Consider the following 22,109-nt stretch of genomic DNA (forward strand, 5'->3'; position numbering starts at 1 on the left):
GTTGTTGGGCCAGCCGGTGCAACAGCACGACCGCATCGTCGGCAGACCCGACAGCGACGAGCAGCGGCACTGCTGCTGGACATCCCCGCCCCGACGCACCGCCGCCGTGGCGCGGCTACCCCTTCTCCAGGTACTCGGCGCGGTCCGCGTCAACCAGGGCGGCCACCGACGCCGCCAACGCCGGATGGCGCACCAGCTCTGGATCCTCCTCAACCAGGCTGATCGCCTCGATCCGCGCGTCGCGGATCAGGTCCGCGTCCCGCAGCAGCGACAACAGCCGCAGGTGTGAGCGGCGACCAGATTGAGTGGCGCCGAGCACATCACCCTCGCGCCGCTGCTCCAGATCGAGCTCGGCGAGCTTGAAACCATCCGTTGTCGACCCCACCGCGTCCAGCCGCTCCCGTGCCGAGCTGCCCTCCACCGCCTCGGTCACCAGCAGGCAGAGGCCCGCCGCGGAGCCACGGCCGACCCGACCGCGCAGCTGATGCAGCTGGGACACCCCGAACCGGTCGGCGTCCAGCACGATCATCACGGTGGCGTTGGGAACGTCCACTCCGACCTCGACCACGGTGGTGGCCACCAGCACATCGAGATCACCGGCGGCGAAAGAACGCATCACCGCGTCCTTCTCCTCCGCGGGAAGCCGACCATGCAGCACCCCGATCCGCAGCCCGTGCAGCGGCCCCTCGGCGAGCAGCGGCGCTACCTCGGTCACCGCGAGCGGTGGCCGCCGCGCGGTGTCGTCCTCCGGCGCCGCCTCCTCGTCGGAGGAGGGACCGTCGCCGATGCGCGGGCAGACCACGTACGCCTGGTGGCCGGCGGTGACCTCCTCCCGCAGCCGACGCCACGCCCGGTCCAGGAAAGCGGGCTTCTCCGCGGCCGGAACCACGTGCGACGCGATCGGCGAGCGCCCCCGCGGCAGCTGCGACAGGGTGGAGACCTCCAGGTCCCCATAGACGGTCATGGCCACCGTACGTGGAATCGGGGTAGCCGTCATGACCAGCACGTGTGGCGGCTGCTCCGCCTTCGCCCGCAGCGCGTCCCGCTGCTCGACGCCGAAGCGGTGCTGCTCGTCCACCACCACCAGACCGAGGTCGGCGAAGTCGACGCCCTCGTACAGCAGGGCGTGCGTGCCCAGCACGATGCCGGCGGCGCCGCTGCGCACCTCGCCCAGCGCCCGGCGACGGGCCGCGGCGCCCAACGATCCGGTGACCAGCTCCACCCGGGTGGCGTGCTCGGCGGCGTCCAGCTCACCCGCCCGCCCCAGCGGCCCAAGCAGGTCAAGGATGCCGCGGTAGTGCTGGGCGGCGAGCACCTCGGTCGGGGCCAGCAGGGCGGCCTGCCCACCGGCGTCCACCACCTGCAGCATCGCGCGCAGCGCGACCACCGTCTTGCCGGAACCGACCTCGCCCTGCAGCAGCCGGTGCATCGGGTGGGCGGTGGCCAGATCCGTGGCGATCTCGGTGCCAACCTCCCGCTGGCCAGCCGTCAGCTGGTACGGCAGGCGGGCGTCGAAGGCGTCTCGCAGGCCCCCGGCCACCACCGGCCGTGGTCGGGCTGGACGGTCGGCGGCCTGCCGCTTGCGTCGCACCAGGGTGAGCTGCACCGCGAAGGCCTCGTCCCACTTGAGCCGGCGGCGGGCCCGGTAAAGCGCCTCCTTACTGGAGGGCCGGTGCACCTCGCGCAGGGCGGTGCCGAGGCCGGCCAGGTTACGAGCGCTCCGTACGGTGGCCGGTACCGGATCCGCCGGTGGGTCGACAGTGTCCAGTACCACCCGAACACACCGAGCGATCACCCAGGTCGGCACCGCCGCGGCGGCCGGGTAGACCGGGATCAACGCACCCGCGAACTCCTCAACCTCCTCGCTGGCCGCCACCTCGCCCTCATCACCGGCGCCAAGCAGCACGTACTCCGGGCCGTTGAGCTGCCGGCGGCCCCGAAACTCGGTTACCTTGCCGGCGAACAGCCCCCACCGGCCGGGGCGCAGATCCCGCTCGCGCCAGACCTGGTTGCCGAAGAACGTCAGGGTCAACGCGCCCCCCGAGCCGTCGCCGACCGTCACCTCCAGCAGATTTCCGCGGCGCTGGCGCATCGGACGTACGGCGGTGCGCTGCACCTGGGCCAGCACGGTGACCTGTTCACCGACATCGAGCGACCGAATGTCGGTGTGCTCACCGCGCTCGTCGTACCGGCGGGGGACGTGGTAGAGCAGGTCGCCCGCGGTGTGCAGATCGAGGTGGCTGGCGAGCGCCTTGGCCGTCTTCGCCCCGACCAACTTGCCCAACGGAGTGTCGACGGTGGCCTGGTCGGAGGTCATTCGACCCCCACCAGGAGCGGGTAGTGCGGCTGCCCGCCCAGGTGCACCTGCACCTCGACGAACGGCCAGGAGCGGACCACGTGCTCACGGACCGCCTCGGCCAGGCCGGCGGGGGCCTCCGCCCCGACTAGCAGGGTCACCAGCTCGCCACCGCCACCGAGCATCCGGTCGACCACGGCGGTGCAGGTGTCGATCAGGTCCGCCCCGATGAGGTGCACCTCGCCATCGACCAGGGCGAGCACGTCCCCCGGTCGGCAGGGGCCGGCGACGGTCAGGGCCGCCCGGCTGGCGTGGCAGACCTGCGCGTACCGGCAGGCGCCGGCGGCCTCGGCCATCGCGATCACGTCGTCCTCGAAGCGCCGACCCGGGTCCCGGACGGCGAGCGCGGCGAGCGCCTGCACCGGTGACCGGGTCGGGACCACGCTGACCTTGACGCCGAGCCGGTGCGCTGCCCGGGCCGCGTCGTTCGCCATCACCTGGGTGTCTGGATCGTTGGGCAGCAACACGACGTGGGCCGCGCCAGTGGCACGGACGGCGGTCAGCAGCTCACCAGCGGAGGAGACGCCCTCCACCACCGCCGCCTCCGCTGCGGTGCAGAGCTCGACGATGCCGGCGCCGGTGGCCACCACCACCGCCGCCCGGTGGTCCGGGGCCGGGTCCGTCCCCGGCGACGCGGGCGGCCTGGGCAGATCGGCGAAGCGGGTCACCACGATCCGGTGTGGACGACCAGCGACCACGCCCGCCTCGATGGCCGCGCCAACATCGTCCACGTGCACATGCACATTCCAGGTACCGACCGCGCTGTCGCCGACGACCGCCAGCGAGTCGCCCAGGGCACCGAGCTCCTCGCGCAGCCGGTCCACTGCCGCCGGTTCGGCGTCGAGCAGATACTGCACCTCGTAGGCGTACGTCGACCAGTTGCCCTCGCGGGAGTCATCGGCCGGTGGGTGGGGCGAGCGGCCGGTGAGCTCCGGACGCGCCGGACGCTCCCCGGTGACCACCTCGACCAGGGCATCGAGCAGCAGGCAGAGGCCCCGTCCACCGGCGTCCACCACACTGGCCTGGGCCAGCGCCGGTAGCTGCTGGGGCGTCCGATCTAGGGCTTGGGCGGCCTCGTCGGCCGCGGCCCGGACCACGGTGCCCAGCTCGTCGCGGCCGGCCCGCTCGGCGGCGCGCGCTGCGGCGGCGGCCACGCTGAGCAGCGTCCCCTCGACCGGAGCGGCGACGGCGGCGTAGGCGGCGGTGGCGGCGGCGCGCAGGGCAGCGGCCAACGCCCGACCCCGCACCACGGGGACCGCGGCCAGCGCGTCGGCGAAGCCACGCAGGATCTGCGCCAGGATCACTCCCGAGTTGCCCCGGGCGCCAAGCAGCGCGCCCCGGGCCATCCGCCGGAGCGCCTGCCCGTGCGGGGTGGGCCCGTCCTCGGGCAGCGTCTCCAGCTCCACCGCCAACGCCTGCTGCGCCGAGGTGAGGGTGAGGACCAGGTTGGTGCCGGTATCACCGTCGGGTACCGGGTAGACATTGAGGTGGTCGATCTCGCCCTGATGGCGCTTCAACGCGACCAGCCCACCCGCGCACCAACGGCGGACCGCGGCGGCATCGAGGGTGTCCAGCACAGTGAGTAGCCTACTGGCGCGCTCCAGTCCGCGTCTGGCCCGGCGACGCGCGCCGGCGTGTACCCGCACAAGGCCGGGCGAATCCGGGCGCAGGGCCCGGCGGATCTGAGCGGGGTCCGAGGGGGGTTGGGCACCGCGAGCAGGCATCGGGTAACCTGGCCAGGTTGCCCGGGCAGCGCCTGGTGACGACCTCATGAACGGATCAATCCCAGGAGTATCCCGTGGCTAGCGTGTGCGACGTCTGTGGTAAGGGGCCGGGCTTCGGCCACAACGTGTCCCACTCGCACCGGCGGACCAACCGCCGCTGGAACCCGAACATCCAGTCGGTGCGCACCCCTGCCGGTGGTGGCAACACCAAGAAGCTGAAGGTCTGCACGTCCTGCATCAAGGCCGGCAAGGTAACCCGCGCCTGACGCGGTAGCTCAGCCAGATCGCGCCGGCGGGCCCCAACGGGTCCGCCGGTTTTGCGTTGCTGGGGCCCTGGCGCCTCCCGGGGCGGAGCGTGAATCAGAGGGCCCGGCCGAACGAGACGCAGCCTGGGGCATCCTTGTAGAAGCCAAAGTTCGGGATCCGCGCGTAGCCGGATGAACGGTACAGCGCAAGCGCCTCGGGTTGCCGATCGCCGCACTCCAGGACGATCCGCTGACGGCCCTGCTCACGTGCGGACTGCTCCACCGCCGCCAGAACGGCTCGGGCCACACCCCGCCCCCGAACGTGTGGCGCCACATACATCCGCTTCAGCTCGGCTGTCTCGACCGACCCACCGTGGCTGCGCCAGCCGCCACAGGCCACTGACTCGCCGTCGAGGTGGGCGATGAGGAAGGTACCGGCGGGCGGCTCGAACTCGGCCGCGTCCACCGGGGTCTCGTCGCCGCTGCCGCCGTATCGAATGCCCAGGTCCGTTAGGGCCGCCTCAATCAGCCGCTGCGCCGTCGGCGAGTCGAATCGGGTGGGGTGAATCTGCAGGTTCCGCACCAGTGCAGGGTACGACCGTCCGGTGCGCCTACCGGAAGTGGTCCCAGCCGGCGGGGCCCTCCCACTGCCGACGATCAACGGTCACCCCGGCACCCGCGGCGACCTCGCCGATCGGCTGCCAGCCCGCCGGCAACACGGCCGTCGGGGGGAATGTCGCCACGAGGGCGTGGTCGTCCCCGCCGGTCAAGAGCCACGTGTACGGGTCGACGCCGAGCGCCTGGGCCGCGTCGCGCATCTGCCGGGGCACCGCGAAGGCCTCCCGCCGCACATCCACCGCCACCCCGCTCGCCCGGGCCAAATGTCCCAGGTCGGCGAGGAGCCCATCCGAAACATCGATCATCGCGGTCGCCCCGGCCCCGGCCGCCGCCGGTCCGGCCGGGTACGGCACCTCGGGTCGTCGGTGTGCCTCGACCAACAGCCGCGGTGTCCGAAAACCTCGAGACAGGACGGTGAGGCCGGCCGCCGCGTACCCGGTCCGGCCGGCGAGCGCCACCATGTCACCGGGCTTGGCCCCGGCCCGGGTCACCGGCGCCCGGCCGCCTAGATCACCGAGTGCGGTCACGGCGATGGTCAGCGTGGGACTCGCCGACATGTCCCCGCCCACCACGCTGGCCCCCACCTTGGCGGCCTCCGCGGCCAGGCCGTCGGCCAGCTCCTCTGCCCACCCGGGCGGCAGCTCCGGCGGCATGCAGAGGGCGACCAGCAGAGCGGTCGTTCGCGCACCCATCGCCGCGATGTCGGCGAGGTTCGCCGCGGCTGCTCGGTGGCCGATGTCCTGCGCCGCCGACCAGTCCCGGCGGAAGTGCCGGCCTTCCACCAGCACGTCGGTGGAGGCGACGACCCGGGCGTCCGCGGCAGCCACCACCGCCGCGTCGTCCCCGGGGCCGAGCAGGACGGTCGGTCCGTAGGACAACCGAGCGGTAACCCGGTCGATCAGACCGAACTCGCCCAGCCCCACGACGCCGTTGCCGCGTTCGCTCACCGCTTCTCCTTCTCCGCCGATCGGAATCCGGCCTGGTCGGTAGGGTAGTTTCTCCCTTCGGGCCGCTCATCCAGCGGCGACGGAGGGAGGTCGAACGTGGTACAGGCGTACATACTCATCCAGACAGAGGTCGGCCAAGCGCGTGACGTGGCCGGTCAGATCGCGAAGATTACCGGCGTTGTCCGCGTCGACGCCGTCACCGGGCCCTACGACGTGGTACTGCTCTGCGAAGCGCAGACCGTGGACGAACTCGGCGACCTCATCGTCAGCAAGGTACAGATGGTGCCGGGAATCACCCGCACCCTCACCTGTTCGGTGGTGCGTCTCTAAGTGAGCAGGCTGCCCGACTCGTCCGAGACCACCACCCCTGCCCCCGACGACGCACCCACCCCCGGGGGCGACACCGCTGCCCGCCAGTCGGACACCGACGGCGCCGATGGGGCCCCGGAGGGCGGCCGGGACCGCTCTAACCGGGGCGCGGCACTGATCGCGACGGCGGTCGCGCTCCCGGCGACCGTGCTGGCCGGTGTCCTGGCGTTCAACCAGTTCGCCCCGGATCAGCCGGGATCTGAGCCGAGCGCGTCGGCGACGACCCCCGCGCCGCTGTCAACCGCCGCAGTGGAGATGGCCGCTCCGGCTCTGGCCGAGCGCCCGGCCACCGTCTGCCGCGCCCTGCTCTCCCAGCTTCCGCCGACGATCCGGGATCTGCCGCAGCGTCCGGTCACCGCCGGCCCCGAGCAGAACGCCGCGTACGGTGACCCGGCCCTCACCGTGGCCTGCGGCGGGGCGGCGCCGACCTTCGCCGATACCGACAAGCTCTGGTTGGTCAACCGGGTCTGCTGGTACGGCAACGAGGAGGAGGGCAGCACCGTACTGAGCACCGTCGACCGGGAGATGACGGTCACGGTCCGGGTGCCCGACGATTACGACCAGCCGCTGCAGTGGGTCTCCCCCGTCTCGGAGACGATCGCCGCTACGGTTCTCTCCGTTGACGACGCCCCGACGGGCTGCCGCCCCGAGTAGCCCCCGCCAACGGGCCGCCGCCGCTGCCACCGGACCCGCCGCACCGGTAGTCCCGGCGGGCGGCGGCGAGGCGGCTCAGCGCAGGCCGGTCCCGCGGTGCAGGGCGGTCCGGATGAGGCGATTGATCAGCTTCGGGTACTCCAGACCAGCGGCCGCCCACATCCGCGGGAACATCGACGACGGGGTGAAGCCGGGCATCGTGTTGACCTCGTTGAGGTAGACGTCCAGCTCGGGGGTGATGAAGAAGTCAGCCCGAGCCAGCCCGGCGCAGTCGAGCGCGGTGAAGGCGCGGACCGCGTACTCCTGGACTTGACGGGTCACCCGCTCCGGCAGGTCGGCGGGGACGTCGTACTCAGAAGCGAGATCGGCGTCGATGTACTTCGCCTCGAAGTCGTAGAAGTCGTGCTCACCGACCACCCGGATCTCGGCGAGCACGGACGCTTCCGGCGCCCCACCGGCCTCGCCCTCCAGCACCCCGCACTCGATCTCGCGGCCGACGAGCGCGCCCTCGACGAGGACCTTGGAATCGATCTTCCGGGCGATGGCGACCGCATCGTCCAGGTCCGCCCAGTCGCTGACCTTGGTGATCCCGAAGGACGAGCCAGCCCGGGAGGGCTTGACGAAGACCGGCAGGCCGAGGCGCTGCTTGTCCTGCTCGGTCAAGGTCATGCCGCTGCGCAGCACCGCGTACGGGCCGACCGGAATCCCCTCGACGGCGCAGAGCTTCTTGGTGAACTCCTTGTCCATGGCGGCGGCGGAGGCGAAGACGTTCGCCCCGACGTACGGGATACCGGCCATCTCCAGCATCCCCTGGATGCTGCCATCCTCCCCGTACGCTCCATGTAGGACCGGAAACACCACATCCACGTCGGCGAGGGCCCGGGGCCCCGCGGTCGCGTCGAGTACCAGCAGCCCGCTGTTGCTCGGGTCCGCGTTCAGCATGATGGTGTCCCCGCACTCCGCGGTGATCTCCGGCAGCCGCCGGGCATTGATCGCGAGCTCGTCCGGATCACCCCCGGTCAACACCCACTGACCGGCGCGGCTGATCCCGATCGGCACGACCTCGTACTCGTCGGGGTCGAGCGCCGCCAAGACGCTGCCGGCGCTGACACAGGAAATGCCATGCTCCGGGCTACGTCCGCCGAACACGACCGCCACGCGGGTCTTGCCTGGGCTGGTCACTGGCCCTCACCTCTTCGTCGGCTCGTCGCATCTGCCGCGGCGCTCACCTTGGTGACCTTACTGTGCGTGGCGAACGTCGGCGGGCGATACCCCAATGAGAGCGCGAGGGCCCAGCAACTAGTCGACCCGGAATACGGTGGGTAACCGGATTTTGGGGATGTATCGGTTTAGCTCGACAGGAAGGAGACGGCCCGCCGGTTCCGGCAGCCCGCCAGTCCGTCGACTATCGGCGAAGGCGCCGCCGACCGATCGCGATCAGCTTGACCCGCTGCCGACCCGCTCGCACCATGCCCAGCGCCATGAATGCTCCCGCGATGCGCTCAGCCGCCTCGCGACTACTCGCGCCCACCACCTGCCGGCGCCGCTCCGGGCTGGCCCGCTCGTCCCGACCACGGTCCTGGGAGCGCACATCGGTGAGCACCACCAGGAACCGGGTTAGCGCTACCGCGCCGGGCTCGGTGGCGCCATAGCGCTGTCGGGGCAGCTGGGCAGTTCGCATGTCGAGTCCCTCCGGACGGCGAGCCATCGGGGCAGCACGCGGCAATCGGGTCCGGGGGAGTAACCCGACCACCGCGCGCCTCATCCCTCCGAGTCGCTCGCCGCCACCGTCGCCACGACAACCGTCAGCGAGGACCTGCTAACAGCGTGACACTGCGATAGCTGTGAATGCAACTCTCACCCGCGTTCTCTCATTTACCACCTCCCAAGGATGTGCAATGATCGATACATGGCTCCGAAAACCGCCCGTGCCCGCCGACTGGGCATCGCCCTGCGCATGCACCGGGAGGCCGCCGGCCTCACCCTGGAGTCCGCAGCGGACGAAATCAGCAGCACCCGCAGCACCCTGTCCCGCTACGAGAACGCGCAGACGCTGGTGAGCCCGGCGGTCGTCCGCGCGCTCCTGACCGTCTACGGTGTCGCACCAGACGACATCGCGGCAGCCACACAGCTCGCCAAGGACGCCCGCAAGCCCGGCTGGTGGGTCTCCTACTCATACCTTCTCGACCGGCGCACCATCGACTTCATCGCGCTGGAGGCGGAGGCCACCGGGATCGCCAACTTCGAGCCCTCCGTGGTGCCCGGCCTGCTCCAGACCGCCGACTACATCCGCGGAGTGATGCGAGGTGGCCCACACACCCTGACCGATGACGAGGTCGAGCAGCGAGTCCAGCTCCGGCTCGACCGACAGCAGCGACTCACCGCACCACACCCACCAATCCTCGACGCCATCATCGACGAAGGCGCCCTACTACGACCGGTAGGCGACCGGATGGTGATGGCGGCGCAGCTGGGCCACCTCCTCAAGGCAAGCGAGCTGCCCAACGTCACCATCCAGGTGATCCCACTGGCCGCCGGCTACCACCGCGGCACCCGCGGCTCGCTGCACATCCTGGAGTTCGCGGACCCCGAAGACCCCGTCATCGCCTCGGTGGAGACGGTCGCCGGCCAGATGGTCCTCGACCGCCCCGGCGACCTCCGCACCTGCACCAAGATCATGGAGCACCTGCGAAGCGTGGCCCTCAGCCCGGCAGCCAGCCGGGACCAGCTTCGGCACCTCATGAAGGGACGGTAGGACGATGACCCCGACGATCGGCCCGGAGCTGACCCGGGCCTACTGGCGCACCAGCAGCCACAGCGGAGACGAGGGGGCGTGCGTCGAGATCGCAGCGCTGCCGCAGGTGGTGGGCGTGCGCGACTCAAAGGACCGGGGCGGCCCAACGCTGCTCTTCACCCCCGCAGCCTGGACGACCTTCGCCGCCGCGCCACCCCGCCGGTGACCGGTCGGGCGGCGGTACTGGTCCCACCGTCGCCCGACCACCGAAGGCCAGCTCCGGCCGCCCGTTGCTCGGCATCCCGCAGAACGACGCGGGGTCATCGCCCCGGTGCCGACAAAGCCCGCAGCGCCGCGAGGGCCACCCCGCGGGCCCCGGCCATGTCCCGCTCCGGCACCAGCGCGAACGTCGCCACCGCCGCCTGTTCCTTCCGCAGCACGGTGTGCTCGCGGATGGTGGCGAGGAACCAGTCGCGGAACTCCGGGGCCGCCTCCACCACGCCCCCGCCAACGAAGTACGCATGCGGGTCGGCCAAATTCGCCGCGAGCGTGAACAGCCGGCCGATCGCCTTCGCCTGCTGGGTGAAGATCTCCCGGGCCAGCGGGTCGCCCCGCTCACCAAACCCGCGGACCAGCTTCGCCGCCCGCGCCAGCGGCTCGGCGGCCAGCGGATGCCCGGGGAACCGGGTCAGCCAGTACGGCAGCAGGTTACGGGCGATCCCGGTCAGCGACGCGATGCTCTCCGCGTCCCCGATGAACCCACAGCCACAGACCGGTTCCGGCTGGCCGGGGCCGAGCAGGCCGGTCAGCGGTAGCTGCACGTGTCCCAGTTCCCCCGCCATGCCGGCCGCACCGGCGATCACCCGCCCTCCTTCGACCAGCCCACCACCGAGACCGGTACCGACCACCACGGAGACCGACGAGCGACGCGCCGCATCCGCTCCGAAGTACGAATGGTGCGCGTACAAGGCAGCGGCGTTGCCATCGTTGAGATACACCACCGGTAGGCCAAGCCGCCGCTGAAGTGCACCCCGCACGTCGTAGCCCCGCCACTGCGGCTGGGAAAAGTTGGTCGAACCACGCGAGGAGATCACCCCGGCGGCGCTGGCCGGACCGGGAGTGTCCAGCCCCACCGCCCGGACCAGATCCCGAGTTACCCCGACCGACGCCAATGCCTCGGAAAAGGCGCCCGCAAGGGCCTCGATCGCCGCCGGTGGACCGGCCTGGACCTCGCTCGGGCTCTCGAGCAAGCCATCCACGAGGAAGCGTCCGTCCACTGTCAAAACAGTGACGTTGTTGCTGGTGCCGCCGTTGTCCAAACCAACAACCACCGGCGTTGCCGTGCTACCCACGTTCCGCCCTCCCACTCCGGAGACGATGACGTGAGGCTAGTTCCCGCGCCGGTGACCCGCTATGGGGAACCGGCAGCGGTCAGCCATCGACGAGCCGCAGCGCGGCAGCCACATCGGCGACCAGGTCGGCGGTGTCCTCGACGCCGCAGGAGAGCCGGACGAAGCCGGGCGGCGTGTCGTCACCCCATTGGGCTCGTCGGTCGGCCGTGGTGTGCAGCCCCCCAAACGAGGTGGCCGCCGCCACCAGTCGGGCCGCGGCAACGAAGCGGGCCACGCGGTCGGCGGCGCCGAGATCAAACGAGAGCACCCCCGGCATCCGACGCAGCTGGGCCACGGCCACCGGGTAGGCCGGGTCCTCCGGCCGGCCCGGCCAGCGCAGCCCAGTCACTCCCGGTTGCTCCGCCAGCAACCCGGCGAGGGCCGCAGCGTTCGCGGTCTGCCGAGCCAGCCGCAGGTCGAGAGTGGCCAGGGATCGGTGCGCCAGCCAGGCATCGAAGGCGCCCGGGACCGCCCCGGTGTGGTCCCGCCACCGGGTCACCGCCGCGAGCAACTCAGCCGACCGGGTGCAGACATAGCCGAGCAGCAGGTCCGAGTGGCCGGTGAGCGCCTTCGTGCCGGAGGCCACCACCAGGTCTGCGCCGAGTTCCAACGGACACTGCCCGAGCGGGGTCGCGGTGGTGTTGTCCACTACCAGCAACGCCCCCGCCGCCCGCGCCCGCGCCGCCAACGCGGGCAGGTCAACGACGTCGAGGCCCGGGTTCGCCGGGGTCTCCACCAACACCAGCCGTACGCCGGCGAGGTCCGGATACGGCCCGACGGTCGGCGCGAGGAGCACCCGTACCCCGATGCCAGCCAGGGTCTCGGTGGCGAACGCCCGCACCGAAAAGTAGCCGTCGGCGGGGAGCAGTACCGTGTCGCCGGAGCGCAACACACTCAGCAGCAGCCCGGTGATCGCCGCCTGGCCACTGGCAAAAACCCGACAGTCGCCCCCCTCCAGCTCACCGATCGCCGCCTCCAGCCGCCGCCGGGTCGGGTTGTCCGACCGACCGTAGCCGTTCGGCGTGCCCGGGGGCCCGGCCCACGGATCGAGGTGGTACGGCGCGGCAAAGACCGGGCCGGGCAGGAACGGCTCCCCGGGTACCGGCTCCGGCAGCCCAGCGCGGACACAGCGGGTTCCATCACGGTCGGCCAGCACGGCGTCACTCCGGCTTCGTCGTACGGCTCATCAGCGCCGCGACCGCACGTCGTGGGTCCCCGCCCTCGTGGCAGACCACCTCGACCTGCTCGGTGATCGGCATCTCGACCTCGTGTGCCCGCGCCAGATCCCGGATGGCCAGTGCGCTCTTGACCCCCTCGGCGGTCTGCCGGGTGGCGATCCGGGCCTCCTCCAGGGTTGCCCCCCGGCCAAGGTGCTCGCCGAAGGTGCGGTTTCGGGCCGACGGGGAGGAGCAGGACGCCACCAGGTCACCCATGCCGGCGAGGCCGGCGAAGGTGAGCGGGTCGGCACCGAGCGCTACCCCGAGCCGGGCGGTCTCGGCCAGCCCCCGGGTGACCAGCATCGCCCGGGTGTTGTGGCCGAAGCCCATCGCGGTGGCGATGCCGTACGCGAGGGCGATGACGTTCTTGACCGCGCCCCCCAGCTCGCAGCCGATCACGTCGTCGTTGGTGTACGGGCGGAAGTACGGGGTGGTGATCGCCCGCTGTACGAGGGTGGCCCGGTCAACGTCGGGGCAGGCGACCACGGTGGCGGCGGGCTGCTCGGCGACGATCTCGGGGGCCAGGTTCGGCCCGGAGACCACGACCACCCGGTCGGCGGGGACGCGGGCGGTCTCCATGACCACCTCGCTCATCCGCTTGGTGGTGCCGAGTTCGATCCCCTTCATCAGGGAGACCAGCGTGGCGTCGCTGTGCAGGTACGGCAGCCACTCCGTGAGGTTGCCGCGCAGTGTCTGCGACGGGACCGCGAGCACCACCAGCTCGGCACCCGTGATCGCCTCCCCGGCGTCACCGGTGGCCGTCACCCGCTCCGGCAGGACCAGACCCGGCAGGTACTCCGGGTTGCTCCGCTCGGCCCGCAGCGCCGCCACGACCGCCTGTCGCCGGGCCCAGAGCCTGACATCCCGGCCCGCGTCACCGAGGATTTTGGCGAAGGCAGTCCCCCAGGACCCGGCCCCCAACACGGCGACGTGCCCGCTCATGCCGCCGCTCCCGGGCGTTCGGTGTGGCGGGGGCGTTCCCAGAGCGGGGGCGGCTCGGCCTGCCGAACCTCGGCCAGCAAGTCGCGCAGACGCAGCATGATGGCCTCGGTCATCTCCTCAAGCACCGCCTTCGTCGGAGGGACGCCGGCCCACCGGTCCAGGTCGACCGGGGGCCCGGCGACGACGGTCACCGGGATTCGGGGACGTGGGTTCAGCCGGGAGGTCCGGGGATCGAACATCCGCTCGGGCCCCCACATCGCCACCGGAATGACCGGGGCGCCGGTGGCCAGGGCGAGCCGCGCCGCGCCGGTCTTGGCCTTCATCGGCCACAGCTCGGGTTCCCGGGTCAGGGTCCCCTCGGGGTAGATCACCACCGCACCGCCGCTGTTCACCACCTCGACTAGGAGGTCCAACGACTGAACCGCGGCCGCGGTGCCGCGCTCGACCGGGATCTGCCAGCAACGGCGCAGAATCCCGCCGACCAGCGGAATGCGGAACAAGCTGGCCTTGCCGAGGAACTGCGGCCAACGCCCGGAGTCGTAGACGAAGTGCGCAGCGACCAGCGGGTCGGCGTGCGAGATGTGGTTCGGCACGATGATCATCCCGCCGGACCGACGGAGGTGTTCCATGCCGTGCCAACTCCGCCGCGTCCAGATCGTCATCACGGACTTGACCAGCACCACAGCGAACCGTGGCCAGAATCCGATCCTGCGCCGCGCCACCCGCGCCTCCTTCTACCGCCACCGTCCGGCCCGCCGGTACGCCCCACCCGGTTCAACGCCCGCGAGGTGAAATCATGCCTGCTCCCACCGGGTCCGGCCAGTGAGGGTACCGGCACCGGGCTGGCAGGATGGCGGGGTGACCCAGGTGTGGACCGTAGTGGTGCCGGTGAAGCGGCTGGACGCGGCGAAGAGCCGGCTCCGCGGCGCGTTGCCCGGCCAGCCCCACGAGGCGTTGGCGCTGGCGCTGGCGGTCGACACGGTCGAGGCGGTACGGGCCTGTCCGGTGATTGTCGAGGTGCTGGTGGTGACGGACGACCCGGCCGTAACGGCGGCGATCGGTGCGCGGGTGGTGCCGGACCACCCCGCCGCCGGGCTCAACCCCGCCTTCCGGTACGGCGCGGCGGCCGCCGGGGCCGGCTGGGTCGCGGGCCTCACCGCGGACCTGCCCGCGCTACGCCCGGTCGAGCTGGCGGCCGCCCTGGTGGCGGCGCAGTCCGGCCCCACGACCCGCCGGTTCGTGCCGGATGCCCCCGGCACTGGCACCGTGCTGCTGACAGCGCCGCCCGGCGTGCCCTTGGACCCACGCTTCGGTGGCAGCTCGGCGGCCGCCCATGCAGCCAGTGGTGCGCTCCCGCTGCTCGGTGACTGGCCGAGCCTGCGTCGGGATGTCGACACCGCCGCCGATCTGGCTACCGCCACCCGGCTCGGGCTGGGGGCGCGCACCGCGTCACTGTGTGGCGCGGCTGCCCCAACCGTCGGTCGACCGGTGTAGCGTGCCGGTCATGCAGGGCACGGTGGCCACCTACGACGCGACGACCCGCAGCGGCGTGCTCCTCCTCGACGACGGCACCGAACTGGCGTTTCCGGCTCCGGCCTTCGACGCCTCCGGCTTGCGGCTGCTCCGCCTCGGCCAACGGCTGCGGGTGGAGACCGACGGGGCGGGAACGGTGATTCGCGTGACGTTGCCGACGATGAGCTGATCAACCCGGCCAAGTTCATTTGGCGTTCACCGAGCTCAGGTCAAGATGGGCGGGTGAGCACCCCTGGCGAGCACCCTGCTGACTCCGTCGCCGGCCGACCGGCGGTTCCATCCCACAACGGCTCCCGCCCCCGCGGGGCCGACGGCCGCTTCCTGTCCGCCCGGGGCACCGACACCGCCGACTCCCCGGCCGAGCCGACCAGCGCCGACCCGGCCGATGGCGCAGCCGGTCTGGAGGAGGTACTCGATCCGGTGCCGGACCAGCCGGCGCCGCCCGCCGAACCGCCCGCCGCGCAACCGCTGCCGGATGACCGATTCCTCAACCGGGAGCTCTCCTGGCTGGACTTCAACGCGCGGGTCCTCGCGCTCGCCGAGGACCCGCGCACGCCGCTGCTGGAACGGGCGAAATTTCTCGCCATCTTCGCCAGCAACCTCGACGAGTTCTACATGGTGCGGGTCGCCGGGCTGCAGCGACGGCTCTCCGCGGGGCTGCCGGTTCGCGGCGGCGACCGGATGCCGCTCCGCACCCAGCTCGAGCTGATCGCGGAGAAGACCGCCACCCTGGTTTCCCGGCAGGCCGCCTGCTTCGTTGACGACCTCCTGCCGAAGCTGGCCGCCACGGGCATACGCATCCTCCGCTGGGGTGACCTGTCCGACGCCGAGCACACCCGGTTGCGCACCTACTTCGGTGAGCACATCTTCCCGGTGCTCACCCCCCTCGCGGTTGACCCGGCACACCCGTTCCCGTACATCTCCGGGCGCTCCCTCAACCTGGCGGTCTCCGTCTGCGCCCCGGACGGCGGATCGGAGCTGTTCGCGCGGGTCAAGGTGCCGAACAACGTACCGCGGTTCGTCCGCGTCCACCGCGACCAGCCCGGCGTCCAGGTGCTGCCGGTGGAGGATCTGATCTCGGTGCACCTGGGCCAGCTCTTCTCCGGGATGCAGGTGGTGGAGTGCCACCTGTTCCGGGTGACCCGCAACGCCGAAGTGGAGGTTGACGAGGACCGGGACGAGGACTTGCTGCAGGCCCTCGAGCGGGAACTCGCCCGGCGTCGATTCGGCCCATCGGTACGCCTGGAGGTGGCCGCCTCGATCTCCGAACACATGCTGGAACTCCTCGTCCGCGAGCTGGACATGGACACCCAGGACGTCCAGCGGGTCAACGGCCTGCTCGACCTGTCGGCGCTGTGGCAGCTCTACGGCGAGGCGGATCGGCCAGACCTGAAGGATCCGCCGTTCGTGCCAGCCACCCACCCGCGGCTCGCCGAGGGCGAGGTGCCGCGCAGCGTCTTCGCCACCCTGCGCGATGGTGACGTGCTGGTGCACCACCCGTACCGCTCCTTCGCCACCAGCGTGCAGCGCTTCATCGAACAGGCCGCCGCGGATCCGAACGTACTGGCCATCAAGCAGACCCTCTACCGCACCAGCGGCGACTCCCCCATCGTGGACGCCCTGGTAGACGCGGCGGAGGCCGGCAAACAGGTAGTGGTGCTGGTCGAGTTGAAGGCCCGGTTCGACGAGATCGCCAACATCGGTTGGGCGCGGACGCTCGAACGCGCCGGGTGCCACGTCGTCTACGGCCTGGTGGGTCTCAAGACGCATTGCAAGACGGCGTTGGTGGTCCGGCAGGAAGGCAACCAGATCCGCCGCTACTGCCATATCGGCACCGGTAACTACCATCCCAAAACCGCCCGGCTCTACGAGGACTTCGGTCTACTCACCGCCGACCCGGAGATCGGCGCCGACCTGACCGACCTGTTCAACGTGCTGACCGGCTACAGCCGGCAGACGGCGTACCGGCAGCTGCTCGTGGCGCCGCAGGGAATCCGCAGCGGCCTGATCGAGCGGATCGAGCGGGAGATCTCGAACGTCCGGCTCGGCTTGTCAGGACTGGTCCAGTTCAAGGTGAACTCGCTGGTCGACGAGGCGATCACCGACGCGCTCTACCGGGCCTCCCAGGCCGGCGTCCACGTGGACCTGCTGATTCGGGGTATGTGCACGCTCCGTCCCGGGGTTCCGGGCCTGTCAGAGAACATCCGGGTCCGGTCGGTCCTCGGCCGGTTCCTGGAGCATTCGCGGATCTTCCGGTTCGGCAATGACGGCGACGCCGAGTTCTGGATGGGCTCGGCCGATCTGATGCACCGCAACCTGGACCGGCGGGTCGAGGCGCTGGTACGGGTCACCGACCCGGTAGCCCGGGCCGAGCTGGACCACGTGCTGACCGCCGCGTTCAGCCCGGACGTGGAGGCGTTCGAGCTGGACGCGGAGGGCAGCTGGCACCGGCGCTCTGGCACCGGGGAGGACCCCCGCGGGCACCTGCAGGAGTTGCTGCTACGCCGAGTTGGCGACACGGCCGTACGCTGACCGGATGGCGAGCGGGATCCGGGCGGCCGGCGGGGTCCTCTGGCGGTCGGGCCGGGGCGGTATCGAGGTCTGCCTGGTGCACCGCCCCCGCTACGGCGACTGGTCGCTGCCGAAGGGAAAGCTCGAGCCGGGCGAGCACCCGCTCCGCGCCGCCCTCCGGGAGGTCGCCGAGGAGACCGGCGTCCGGGCGGTTCCGCAGGCCCGGCTGCCGAGCGTGCGCTACCGCAGCCAGGACCGGCCGAAGGTGGTCGACTACTGGTCGATGCGGGCGGTCGCGACCGGTGGTTTTCAACCCGACGCCGAGGTTGACGAGGTGCGCTGGCTCGCGGTGGACCAAGCGGTGCGGTTGGTCAGCTACCCGCACGACGCGGCCGTGGTCAGCGCATTCGCGGCCCTGCCACCGGTGACCGCGACGGTCATGCTGGTGCGGCACGGGCACGCGGGTGGGCCGAGCAGCTGGGCCGGGTCCCCGAGCGGGCGACCGCTCTCCGTTGCCGGCTGGGCCCAGGCCCGACGGCTGGCGCCGCTGGTGGCCGTGGTTGCGCCGGTACGCCTGCTCGCCGCTTCGACCCGGCACTGCGTCCAGACCCTCAGCCCGGTGGCGGACTTGCTCGACCTGCCCATTGCGGTAGCCGGAGATCTGGACGAGCCGCGGGCGGGTCAGAGCCAGGACGAGTGCGCGTTGGCCGCTGCCGCCCGCCTGGCTGCCTTCGGCACGGCCGGAACGCCGGCCGTGGTGTGTTGCCAGGGGCCGATAATTTCGGGGGCACTGGGGCGCCTCTCCGGCCGCTGCGCGGACTTCACCACCCAGCACGGGGGCGGTTGGCTGCTCGCCTTCTCCGGCGCGACTCTCCTCGTCCCCGAGCCCTTGTAGCGCGTTGGGGGGCGCCCACCGTGCTGGTGGGCGCCCCCCAACGGTGCCGCCTCAGCGCGTGGACGCCCCGACGGTGTTGGCTCAGCGCGTGGTCGCCCGCTTCGCGGGCGCCTTCCGCGCGGTGGACTTCGTGGCCGCCGTGCTCTTCCGGGCCGCCGTGGACTTCGTGGCCGGCGCCGCCTTCTTCGTCGCGGACTTCCGTGCCGCGGCGGCCTTCGTCGCGGTGGCGCGCTTCGCCGGCGCGGCCTTGGCCGCGGTGGCCTTCTTCGCCGCGGTCGTCTTCTTGGCCGCGGTGGCCTTGGCCGCGGTGGTCTTCTTCGCGGCGGTGGCCTTCGCGGCGGTCGTCTTCTTAGCGGCGGTGGTCTTCGTCGCCTTCGCCGCGGTGGTCTTCTTGGCCGCGGCACCTGTGGTCCTGGCCCCGGCCGCCTTGGCGGCGGTGGTCTTCTTCGCGGCGGTGGCCTTCGGTACCTTGCCGCTGGCCACCATCTCCTTGAACCCGGTACCCGGGCGGAACGTCGGGACGGAGGTCTTCTTGACCTTCACCGCCTCGCCGGTCCGTGGATTGCGCGCTGTTCGGGCTCCCCGGACACGCTTCTCGAACGCTCCGAAGCCGGTGATCGACACCTTCTCACCCTTGGTAACCGCCGCCTGAACCTCAGTGAGGACCGCGTCAAGCGCGGCCGTCGCCGTCTTCCGGTCCCCCAGGCGAACGGCGAGCGTCTCGATTAGCTCGGCCTTGTTCACGACTTCCTCCCGATTGTGCAACTGACTCGACGCGAGCCATTCTGCGCGCACGTTATGCCCTGTGCTGGCGCTACACAAACATTCGACAGAAAAAGGCCCTTGTGTCGCAACAGATTCGCCCCCACCGGCGACGCCGGTGGGGGCGACTTTCCCTCGCGTGGTGGGGCAGGCGGCTATGTGATGGTCGGCAGGAACGGTCGCCGAGACGCCTCGAAGGCACCGATCAGGGGCTCGTGCCGAAGCGTGAGTCCAATGTCGTCCAAGCCCTCCATCAGCCGCCAGCGACTGAACTCGTCCAGCGGGAACGCCCAGGTCACATCCGCGACCCGAACCTGGCGGGCGGCGAGGTCGACGGTGATCGACGTGCTCGGGTCGGCCTCGACACGATCCCAGATCTCTTCGACTACGTCCAAATCCAACTCAACCGGCAGCAGCCCTCCCTTGAGCGCGTTGCCCCGGAAGATGTCACCGAAGCGCGGGGCCAGCACCGCCCGGAACCCCCAGTCCCGCAGGGCCCAGACGGCGTGCTCTCGGGACGAGCCGGTGCCAAACTCAGGGCCAGCAACAAGAATCGAGGCACCAGAATATGATTCATTATTGAGAACGAAGGCCTGATCTTCCCGCCAGGCGCTGAAAAGAGCGTCCGCGAAACCCGTTCGCGTTACTCGCTTCAGATACACGGCCGGGATAATCTGATCTGTATCCACATTAGAGTGACGCAGTGGCACGGCAGTGCCGGTGTGGATGGTGAACTTCTCCATCAGCGGTGTCCCTTGCTACAGATCGGCGGGGGCCGCCAGCCGGCCCGCCACCGCGGTGGCCGCGGCGACCGGCGGGGAGACCAGGTGGGTACGTCCACCCCGGCCCTGGCGGCCCTCGAAGTTACGGTTCGAGGTTGAGGCGGCGCGCTGGCCCGGCCGGAGCGTGTCCGGGTTCATCCCCAGACACATCGAGCAGCCCGCGAATCGCCACTCGGCGCCGGCTTCGGCGAAGACCTTGTCCAGCCCTTCCGCCTCGGCGCTCTCCCGCACCGCGGCAGAGCCCGGCACAACGAGCATCCGTACGCCCGGAGCCACCCGGCGCCCGCGCAGCACGTCGGCAGCCACCCGCAGGTCCTCAATCCGGCCATTGGTGCAGGAGCCGACGAAGACCACGTCAACGGTGAGGTCTCGCAGCGGAGTGCCCGCCGCGAGGTCCATGTACTCCAGCGCCTTACGGGCGGCAGCCCGCTCCGGCTCGGTGGCGAACTCCTCCGGGTTTGGCACCCGCGCGTCAAGCGGCGCACCCTGCCCGGGGTTGGTGCCCCAGGTCACGAAGGGCGTGACCTGGCTCGCGTCCAGGGTCACCTCGGAGTCGAACGTCGCGCCCGCGTCGGTGGGTAGCGTCCGCCAGTGCGCGACCGCCGCCTCCCAGTCGGCACCGGAAGGTGCGTTCGGCCGCCCCCGGAGGTAGTCGAACGTCGTCTCGTCCGGGGCGATCAGCCCGGCCTTGGCACCCCACTCGATGGACATGTTGGCGACGGTCATCCGCCCCTCCATGGACAGCTTCCGGATCGCCTCGCCCCGATACTCCACGACATGCCCACGGCCACCACCCGTACCGACCTGGGCGATCAGCGCGAGCACCAGGTCCTTGGCGGTAACACCCGGCGCGAGGTCACCGACGACGTTCACCGCCATCGTCTTCGGTCGGGCCTGCGGCAGCGTCTGGGTGGCGAGCACGTGCTCGACCTCACTGGTGCCGATTCCGAAGGCCAGCGCGCCGAAGGCACCGTGGGTGGCGGTGTGCGAGTCGCCGCAGACGATCGTCATCCCGGGTTGGGTCAGGCCCAACTGCGGGCCGATGACGTGGACGATTCCCTGATTCCGGTCGCCCAACCGATGTAGCCGCACACCGAACTCGGCGCAGTTGCGGCGCAGCGTCTCGATCTGCGTCCGAGAAGTGGGATCGGTGATGGTCAGCAGGTCACCGCGGCGGGACTGGTACGACGGGTCTGCGTACCCGGTGGGGGTGTTGTGATCCTCGGTCGCGATCGTTAGATCGGCGCGGCGGACCCGCCGGCCGGCAAGGCGCAGCCCGTCGAAGGCTTGCGGACTGGTCACCTCGTGGAGCAGGTGCAGGTCGATGAAGAGCAGATCGGGCTCGCCCTCGGCGGATCGGACGACGTGCGAGGCCCAGACCTTCTCGGCCAGGGTCCTCGGTTCAGGAGTGACTCCCACCATCTGGACATCCTAAATTCTGGGAGGTAGGTTTCGGTTTGTGGGACACAGTATGAGCGGTGTCGGCGTTCTCGACAAGGCGGTGGTCATCCTGGCTGCCTGCGTGGACGGCGCCAGCCTGGCCGAACTCGTTGAACGCACGAAGCTGCCCCGGGCGACAGCGCACCGGTTGGCACAGGCATTGGAGATCCACCGAATGCTGGTACGCGACACCCAGGGACGGTGGCGCCCCGGTCCCCGGCTGGGGGAGCTGGCCAACGCCGCGCCCGACGTGCTGCTGACCGCGGCCGAGCCCCTGCTCTGCGCGCTCCGGGACGCCACCGGGGAGAGCGCTCAGCTCTACCTGCGCCGGGCCGACGAGCGGGTCTGCGTAGCCGCCGCCGAGCGGGCCAGCGGCCTACGGGACACCGTGCCGGTCGGCTCGGTGCTACCCATGACCGCCGGCTCCGCGGCGCAGATCCTGCTGGCCTGGGAGCCACCGGAAGCGGTCATGCCGCTCCTGCCCCGCTCGAAGTTCACCGGCCGAGCACTGGCCGAGGTCCGGCGCCGGGGCTGGGCGCAGAGCGTGGCGGAACGGGAAGCGGGGGTGGCGAGCGTCTCCGCACCGATCCGGGATCGCACCGGACGAGTCATCGCCGCCATCAGCGTCAGCGGCCCGATCGAGCGGCTTGGCCGCCGTCCCGGCGAACGCCACGCGATGGCGGTCGTCCGAGCCGGCCAGCGGCTCTCCGGCCTGTAGCCCGCCGCCCTGGTGACCGAAACCAACAGGCCCGTCTCGCGGTGGCGAGACGGGCCTGTTGCAGATGAGTAGCCCCGACCGGATTCGAACCGGCGCTACCGCCTTGAGAGGGCGGCGTCCTGGGCCGCTAGACGACGGGGCCAGGAATTTCCCAAACGACCGCCCAACTGAGCGGTGCGGAGATAGTCTACCGGCACCGGCCGGTCGACCCACGGCGGGGGGAGCGGGACGGCGAATCACGCCGGGCACAGACCCAACCCGGGATGAACCG

Annotated in this window: 23 protein-coding genes and 1 tRNA gene; 10 read left to right on the forward strand and 14 right to left on the reverse strand. The window is 71.2% G+C overall.

The window, feature by feature from the left end:
* Positions 1–115 precede the first annotated feature (115 nt).
* Entirely contained in the window at positions 116–2,317 is a 2,202-nt protein-coding gene (gene recG, locus B116_RS0100320; RefSeq protein ID WP_027658859.1) for an ATP-dependent DNA helicase RecG, read from the reverse strand.
* Positions 2,314–3,933, reverse strand: a complete 1,620-nt coding sequence (locus B116_RS0100325; RefSeq protein WP_027658860.1) for a DAK2 domain-containing protein — start codon at positions 3,931–3,933, stop codon at positions 2,314–2,316. Before B116_RS0100325 ends, recG begins: the two co-directional genes overlap by 4 nt.
* 221 nt (positions 3,934–4,154) lie before the next feature.
* On the opposite strand from B116_RS0100325, the gene rpmB reads away from it, so the two are divergent.
* The gene (gene rpmB, locus B116_RS0100330) at positions 4,155–4,346 is read left to right on the forward strand and encodes a 50S ribosomal protein L28 (protein ID WP_011905179.1); all 192 of its coding nucleotides are present in this window, start codon (positions 4,155–4,157) and stop codon (positions 4,344–4,346) included.
* A 94-nt stretch (positions 4,347–4,440) separates the two neighbouring features.
* On the opposite strand, the gene B116_RS0100335 is transcribed toward rpmB, so the two are convergent.
* Positions 4,441–4,908 (reverse strand): GNAT family N-acetyltransferase, encoded by a 468-nt coding sequence (locus B116_RS0100335; RefSeq protein ID WP_018722161.1) that lies wholly within the window; start codon positions 4,906–4,908, stop codon positions 4,441–4,443.
* A gap of 28 nt (positions 4,909–4,936) precedes the next feature.
* Complete coding sequence (locus B116_RS0100340; RefSeq protein WP_027658861.1) at positions 4,937–5,890, reverse strand: thiamine-phosphate kinase; 954 nt, start codon at positions 5,888–5,890, stop codon at positions 4,937–4,939.
* Positions 5,891–5,986: 96 nt separating this feature from the next.
* Between B116_RS0100340 and B116_RS0100345 the strand changes: the two genes are divergently transcribed.
* Positions 5,987–6,220 (forward strand): Lrp/AsnC ligand binding domain-containing protein, encoded by a 234-nt coding sequence (locus B116_RS0100345; RefSeq protein ID WP_011905176.1) that lies wholly within the window; start codon positions 5,987–5,989, stop codon positions 6,218–6,220.
* Positions 6,221–6,913 (forward strand): DUF3515 family protein, encoded by a 693-nt coding sequence (locus B116_RS0100350; RefSeq protein WP_027658862.1) that lies wholly within the window; start codon positions 6,221–6,223, stop codon positions 6,911–6,913. It begins immediately after the preceding gene.
* A 75-nt stretch (positions 6,914–6,988) separates the two neighbouring features.
* Here B116_RS0100350 and B116_RS0100355 read toward each other — a convergent pair whose 3' ends face one another.
* Positions 6,989–8,095, reverse strand: coding sequence for a D-alanine--D-alanine ligase family protein (locus tag B116_RS0100355; RefSeq protein WP_027658863.1), 1,107 nt, complete (start codon positions 8,093–8,095; stop codon positions 6,989–6,991).
* A gap of 223 nt (positions 8,096–8,318) precedes the next feature.
* Positions 8,319–8,594 carry a hypothetical protein gene (locus B116_RS0100360; protein WP_018722165.1) on the reverse strand — a complete coding sequence of 92 codons (276 nt, stop codon included), beginning with the start codon at positions 8,592–8,594 and terminating at the stop codon, positions 8,319–8,321.
* Between the two features lie 228 nt (positions 8,595–8,822).
* Here B116_RS0100360 and B116_RS0100365 point away from each other — a divergent pair, with 228 nt between their 5' ends.
* A complete protein-coding gene (locus tag B116_RS0100365) occupies positions 8,823–9,668 on the forward strand; it encodes a helix-turn-helix domain-containing protein (protein ID WP_018722166.1) in 846 nt (281 codons plus the stop codon).
* Between the two features lie 4 nt (positions 9,669–9,672).
* Positions 9,673–9,873, forward strand: coding sequence for a DUF397 domain-containing protein (locus tag B116_RS0100370; RefSeq protein WP_018722167.1), 201 nt, complete (start codon positions 9,673–9,675; stop codon positions 9,871–9,873).
* A 94-nt stretch (positions 9,874–9,967) separates the two neighbouring features.
* Here B116_RS0100370 and B116_RS0100375 read toward each other — a convergent pair whose 3' ends face one another.
* From B116_RS0100375 to B116_RS0100390, 4 genes are all read right to left on the reverse strand, one after another.
* Positions 9,968–10,999 carry an ROK family protein gene (locus tag B116_RS0100375; RefSeq protein ID WP_033667201.1) on the reverse strand — a complete coding sequence of 344 codons (1,032 nt, stop codon included), beginning with the start codon at positions 10,997–10,999 and terminating at the stop codon, positions 9,968–9,970.
* A 79-nt stretch (positions 11,000–11,078) separates the two neighbouring features.
* Positions 11,079–12,194, reverse strand: a complete 1,116-nt coding sequence (locus B116_RS0100380) for a cystathionine gamma-lyase (RefSeq protein ID WP_027658865.1) — start codon at positions 12,192–12,194, stop codon at positions 11,079–11,081.
* Between the two features lie 4 nt (positions 12,195–12,198).
* Entirely contained in the window at positions 12,199–13,197 is a 999-nt protein-coding gene (locus B116_RS0100385) for an NAD(P)H-dependent glycerol-3-phosphate dehydrogenase (RefSeq protein ID WP_027658866.1), read from the reverse strand.
* Positions 13,194–13,919 carry a lysophospholipid acyltransferase family protein gene (locus B116_RS0100390; RefSeq protein ID WP_027658867.1) on the reverse strand — a complete coding sequence of 242 codons (726 nt, stop codon included), beginning with the start codon at positions 13,917–13,919 and terminating at the stop codon, positions 13,194–13,196. Before B116_RS0100390 ends, B116_RS0100385 begins: the two co-directional genes overlap by 4 nt.
* Positions 13,920–14,055: 136 nt before the next feature.
* Between B116_RS0100390 and cofC the strand changes: the two genes are divergently transcribed.
* The 4 genes from cofC to B116_RS0100410 are packed head-to-tail and all read left to right on the forward strand — an operon-like array spanning position 14,056 to position 18,136.
* Positions 14,056–14,691 carry a 2-phospho-L-lactate guanylyltransferase gene (gene cofC / locus B116_RS0100395; RefSeq protein WP_027658868.1) on the forward strand — a complete coding sequence of 212 codons (636 nt, stop codon included), beginning with the start codon at positions 14,056–14,058 and terminating at the stop codon, positions 14,689–14,691.
* A gap of 10 nt (positions 14,692–14,701) precedes the next feature.
* Positions 14,702–14,899: a hypothetical protein gene (locus tag B116_RS0100400; protein WP_018740399.1), complete on the forward strand. Its 198-nt coding sequence runs from the start codon at positions 14,702–14,704 to the stop codon at positions 14,897–14,899.
* Positions 14,900–14,952: 53 nt separating this feature from the next.
* A complete protein-coding gene (locus B116_RS0100405) occupies positions 14,953–17,262 on the forward strand; it encodes an RNA degradosome polyphosphate kinase (protein ID WP_018722173.1) in 2,310 nt (769 codons plus the stop codon).
* A 4-nt stretch (positions 17,263–17,266) separates the two neighbouring features.
* Positions 17,267–18,136 carry a bifunctional NUDIX hydrolase/histidine phosphatase family protein gene (locus tag B116_RS0100410; protein ID WP_027658869.1) on the forward strand — a complete coding sequence of 290 codons (870 nt, stop codon included), beginning with the start codon at positions 17,267–17,269 and terminating at the stop codon, positions 18,134–18,136.
* 81 nt (positions 18,137–18,217) lie between these two features.
* On the opposite strand, the gene B116_RS26050 is transcribed toward B116_RS0100410, so the two are convergent.
* From B116_RS26050 to leuC, 3 genes are all read right to left on the reverse strand, one after another.
* Positions 18,218–18,880 carry an HU family DNA-binding protein gene (locus tag B116_RS26050; RefSeq protein WP_027658870.1) on the reverse strand — a complete coding sequence of 221 codons (663 nt, stop codon included), beginning with the start codon at positions 18,878–18,880 and terminating at the stop codon, positions 18,218–18,220.
* Positions 18,881–19,053: 173 nt separating this feature from the next.
* Complete coding sequence (leuD, locus tag B116_RS0100420) at positions 19,054–19,641, reverse strand: 3-isopropylmalate dehydratase small subunit (RefSeq protein WP_027658871.1); 588 nt, start codon at positions 19,639–19,641, stop codon at positions 19,054–19,056.
* 15 nt (positions 19,642–19,656) lie between these two features.
* Positions 19,657–21,102, reverse strand: a complete 1,446-nt coding sequence (gene leuC, locus B116_RS0100425; RefSeq protein WP_027658872.1) for a 3-isopropylmalate dehydratase large subunit — start codon at positions 21,100–21,102, stop codon at positions 19,657–19,659.
* 49 nt (positions 21,103–21,151) lie between these two features.
* Between leuC and B116_RS0100430 the strand changes: the two genes are divergently transcribed.
* Complete coding sequence (locus B116_RS0100430; protein WP_018722178.1) at positions 21,152–21,838, forward strand: IclR family transcriptional regulator; 687 nt, start codon at positions 21,152–21,154, stop codon at positions 21,836–21,838.
* 69 nt (positions 21,839–21,907) lie between these two features.
* Here B116_RS0100430 and B116_RS0100435 read toward each other — a convergent pair.
* Positions 21,908–21,980 (reverse strand) — tRNA-Glu (locus tag B116_RS0100435).
* Positions 21,981–22,109: the final 129 nt, after the last annotated feature.

Source organism: Salinispora fenicalii (assembly GCF_000514815.1).
GTDB lineage: Bacteria > Actinomycetota > Actinomycetes > Mycobacteriales > Micromonosporaceae > Micromonospora > Micromonospora fenicalii.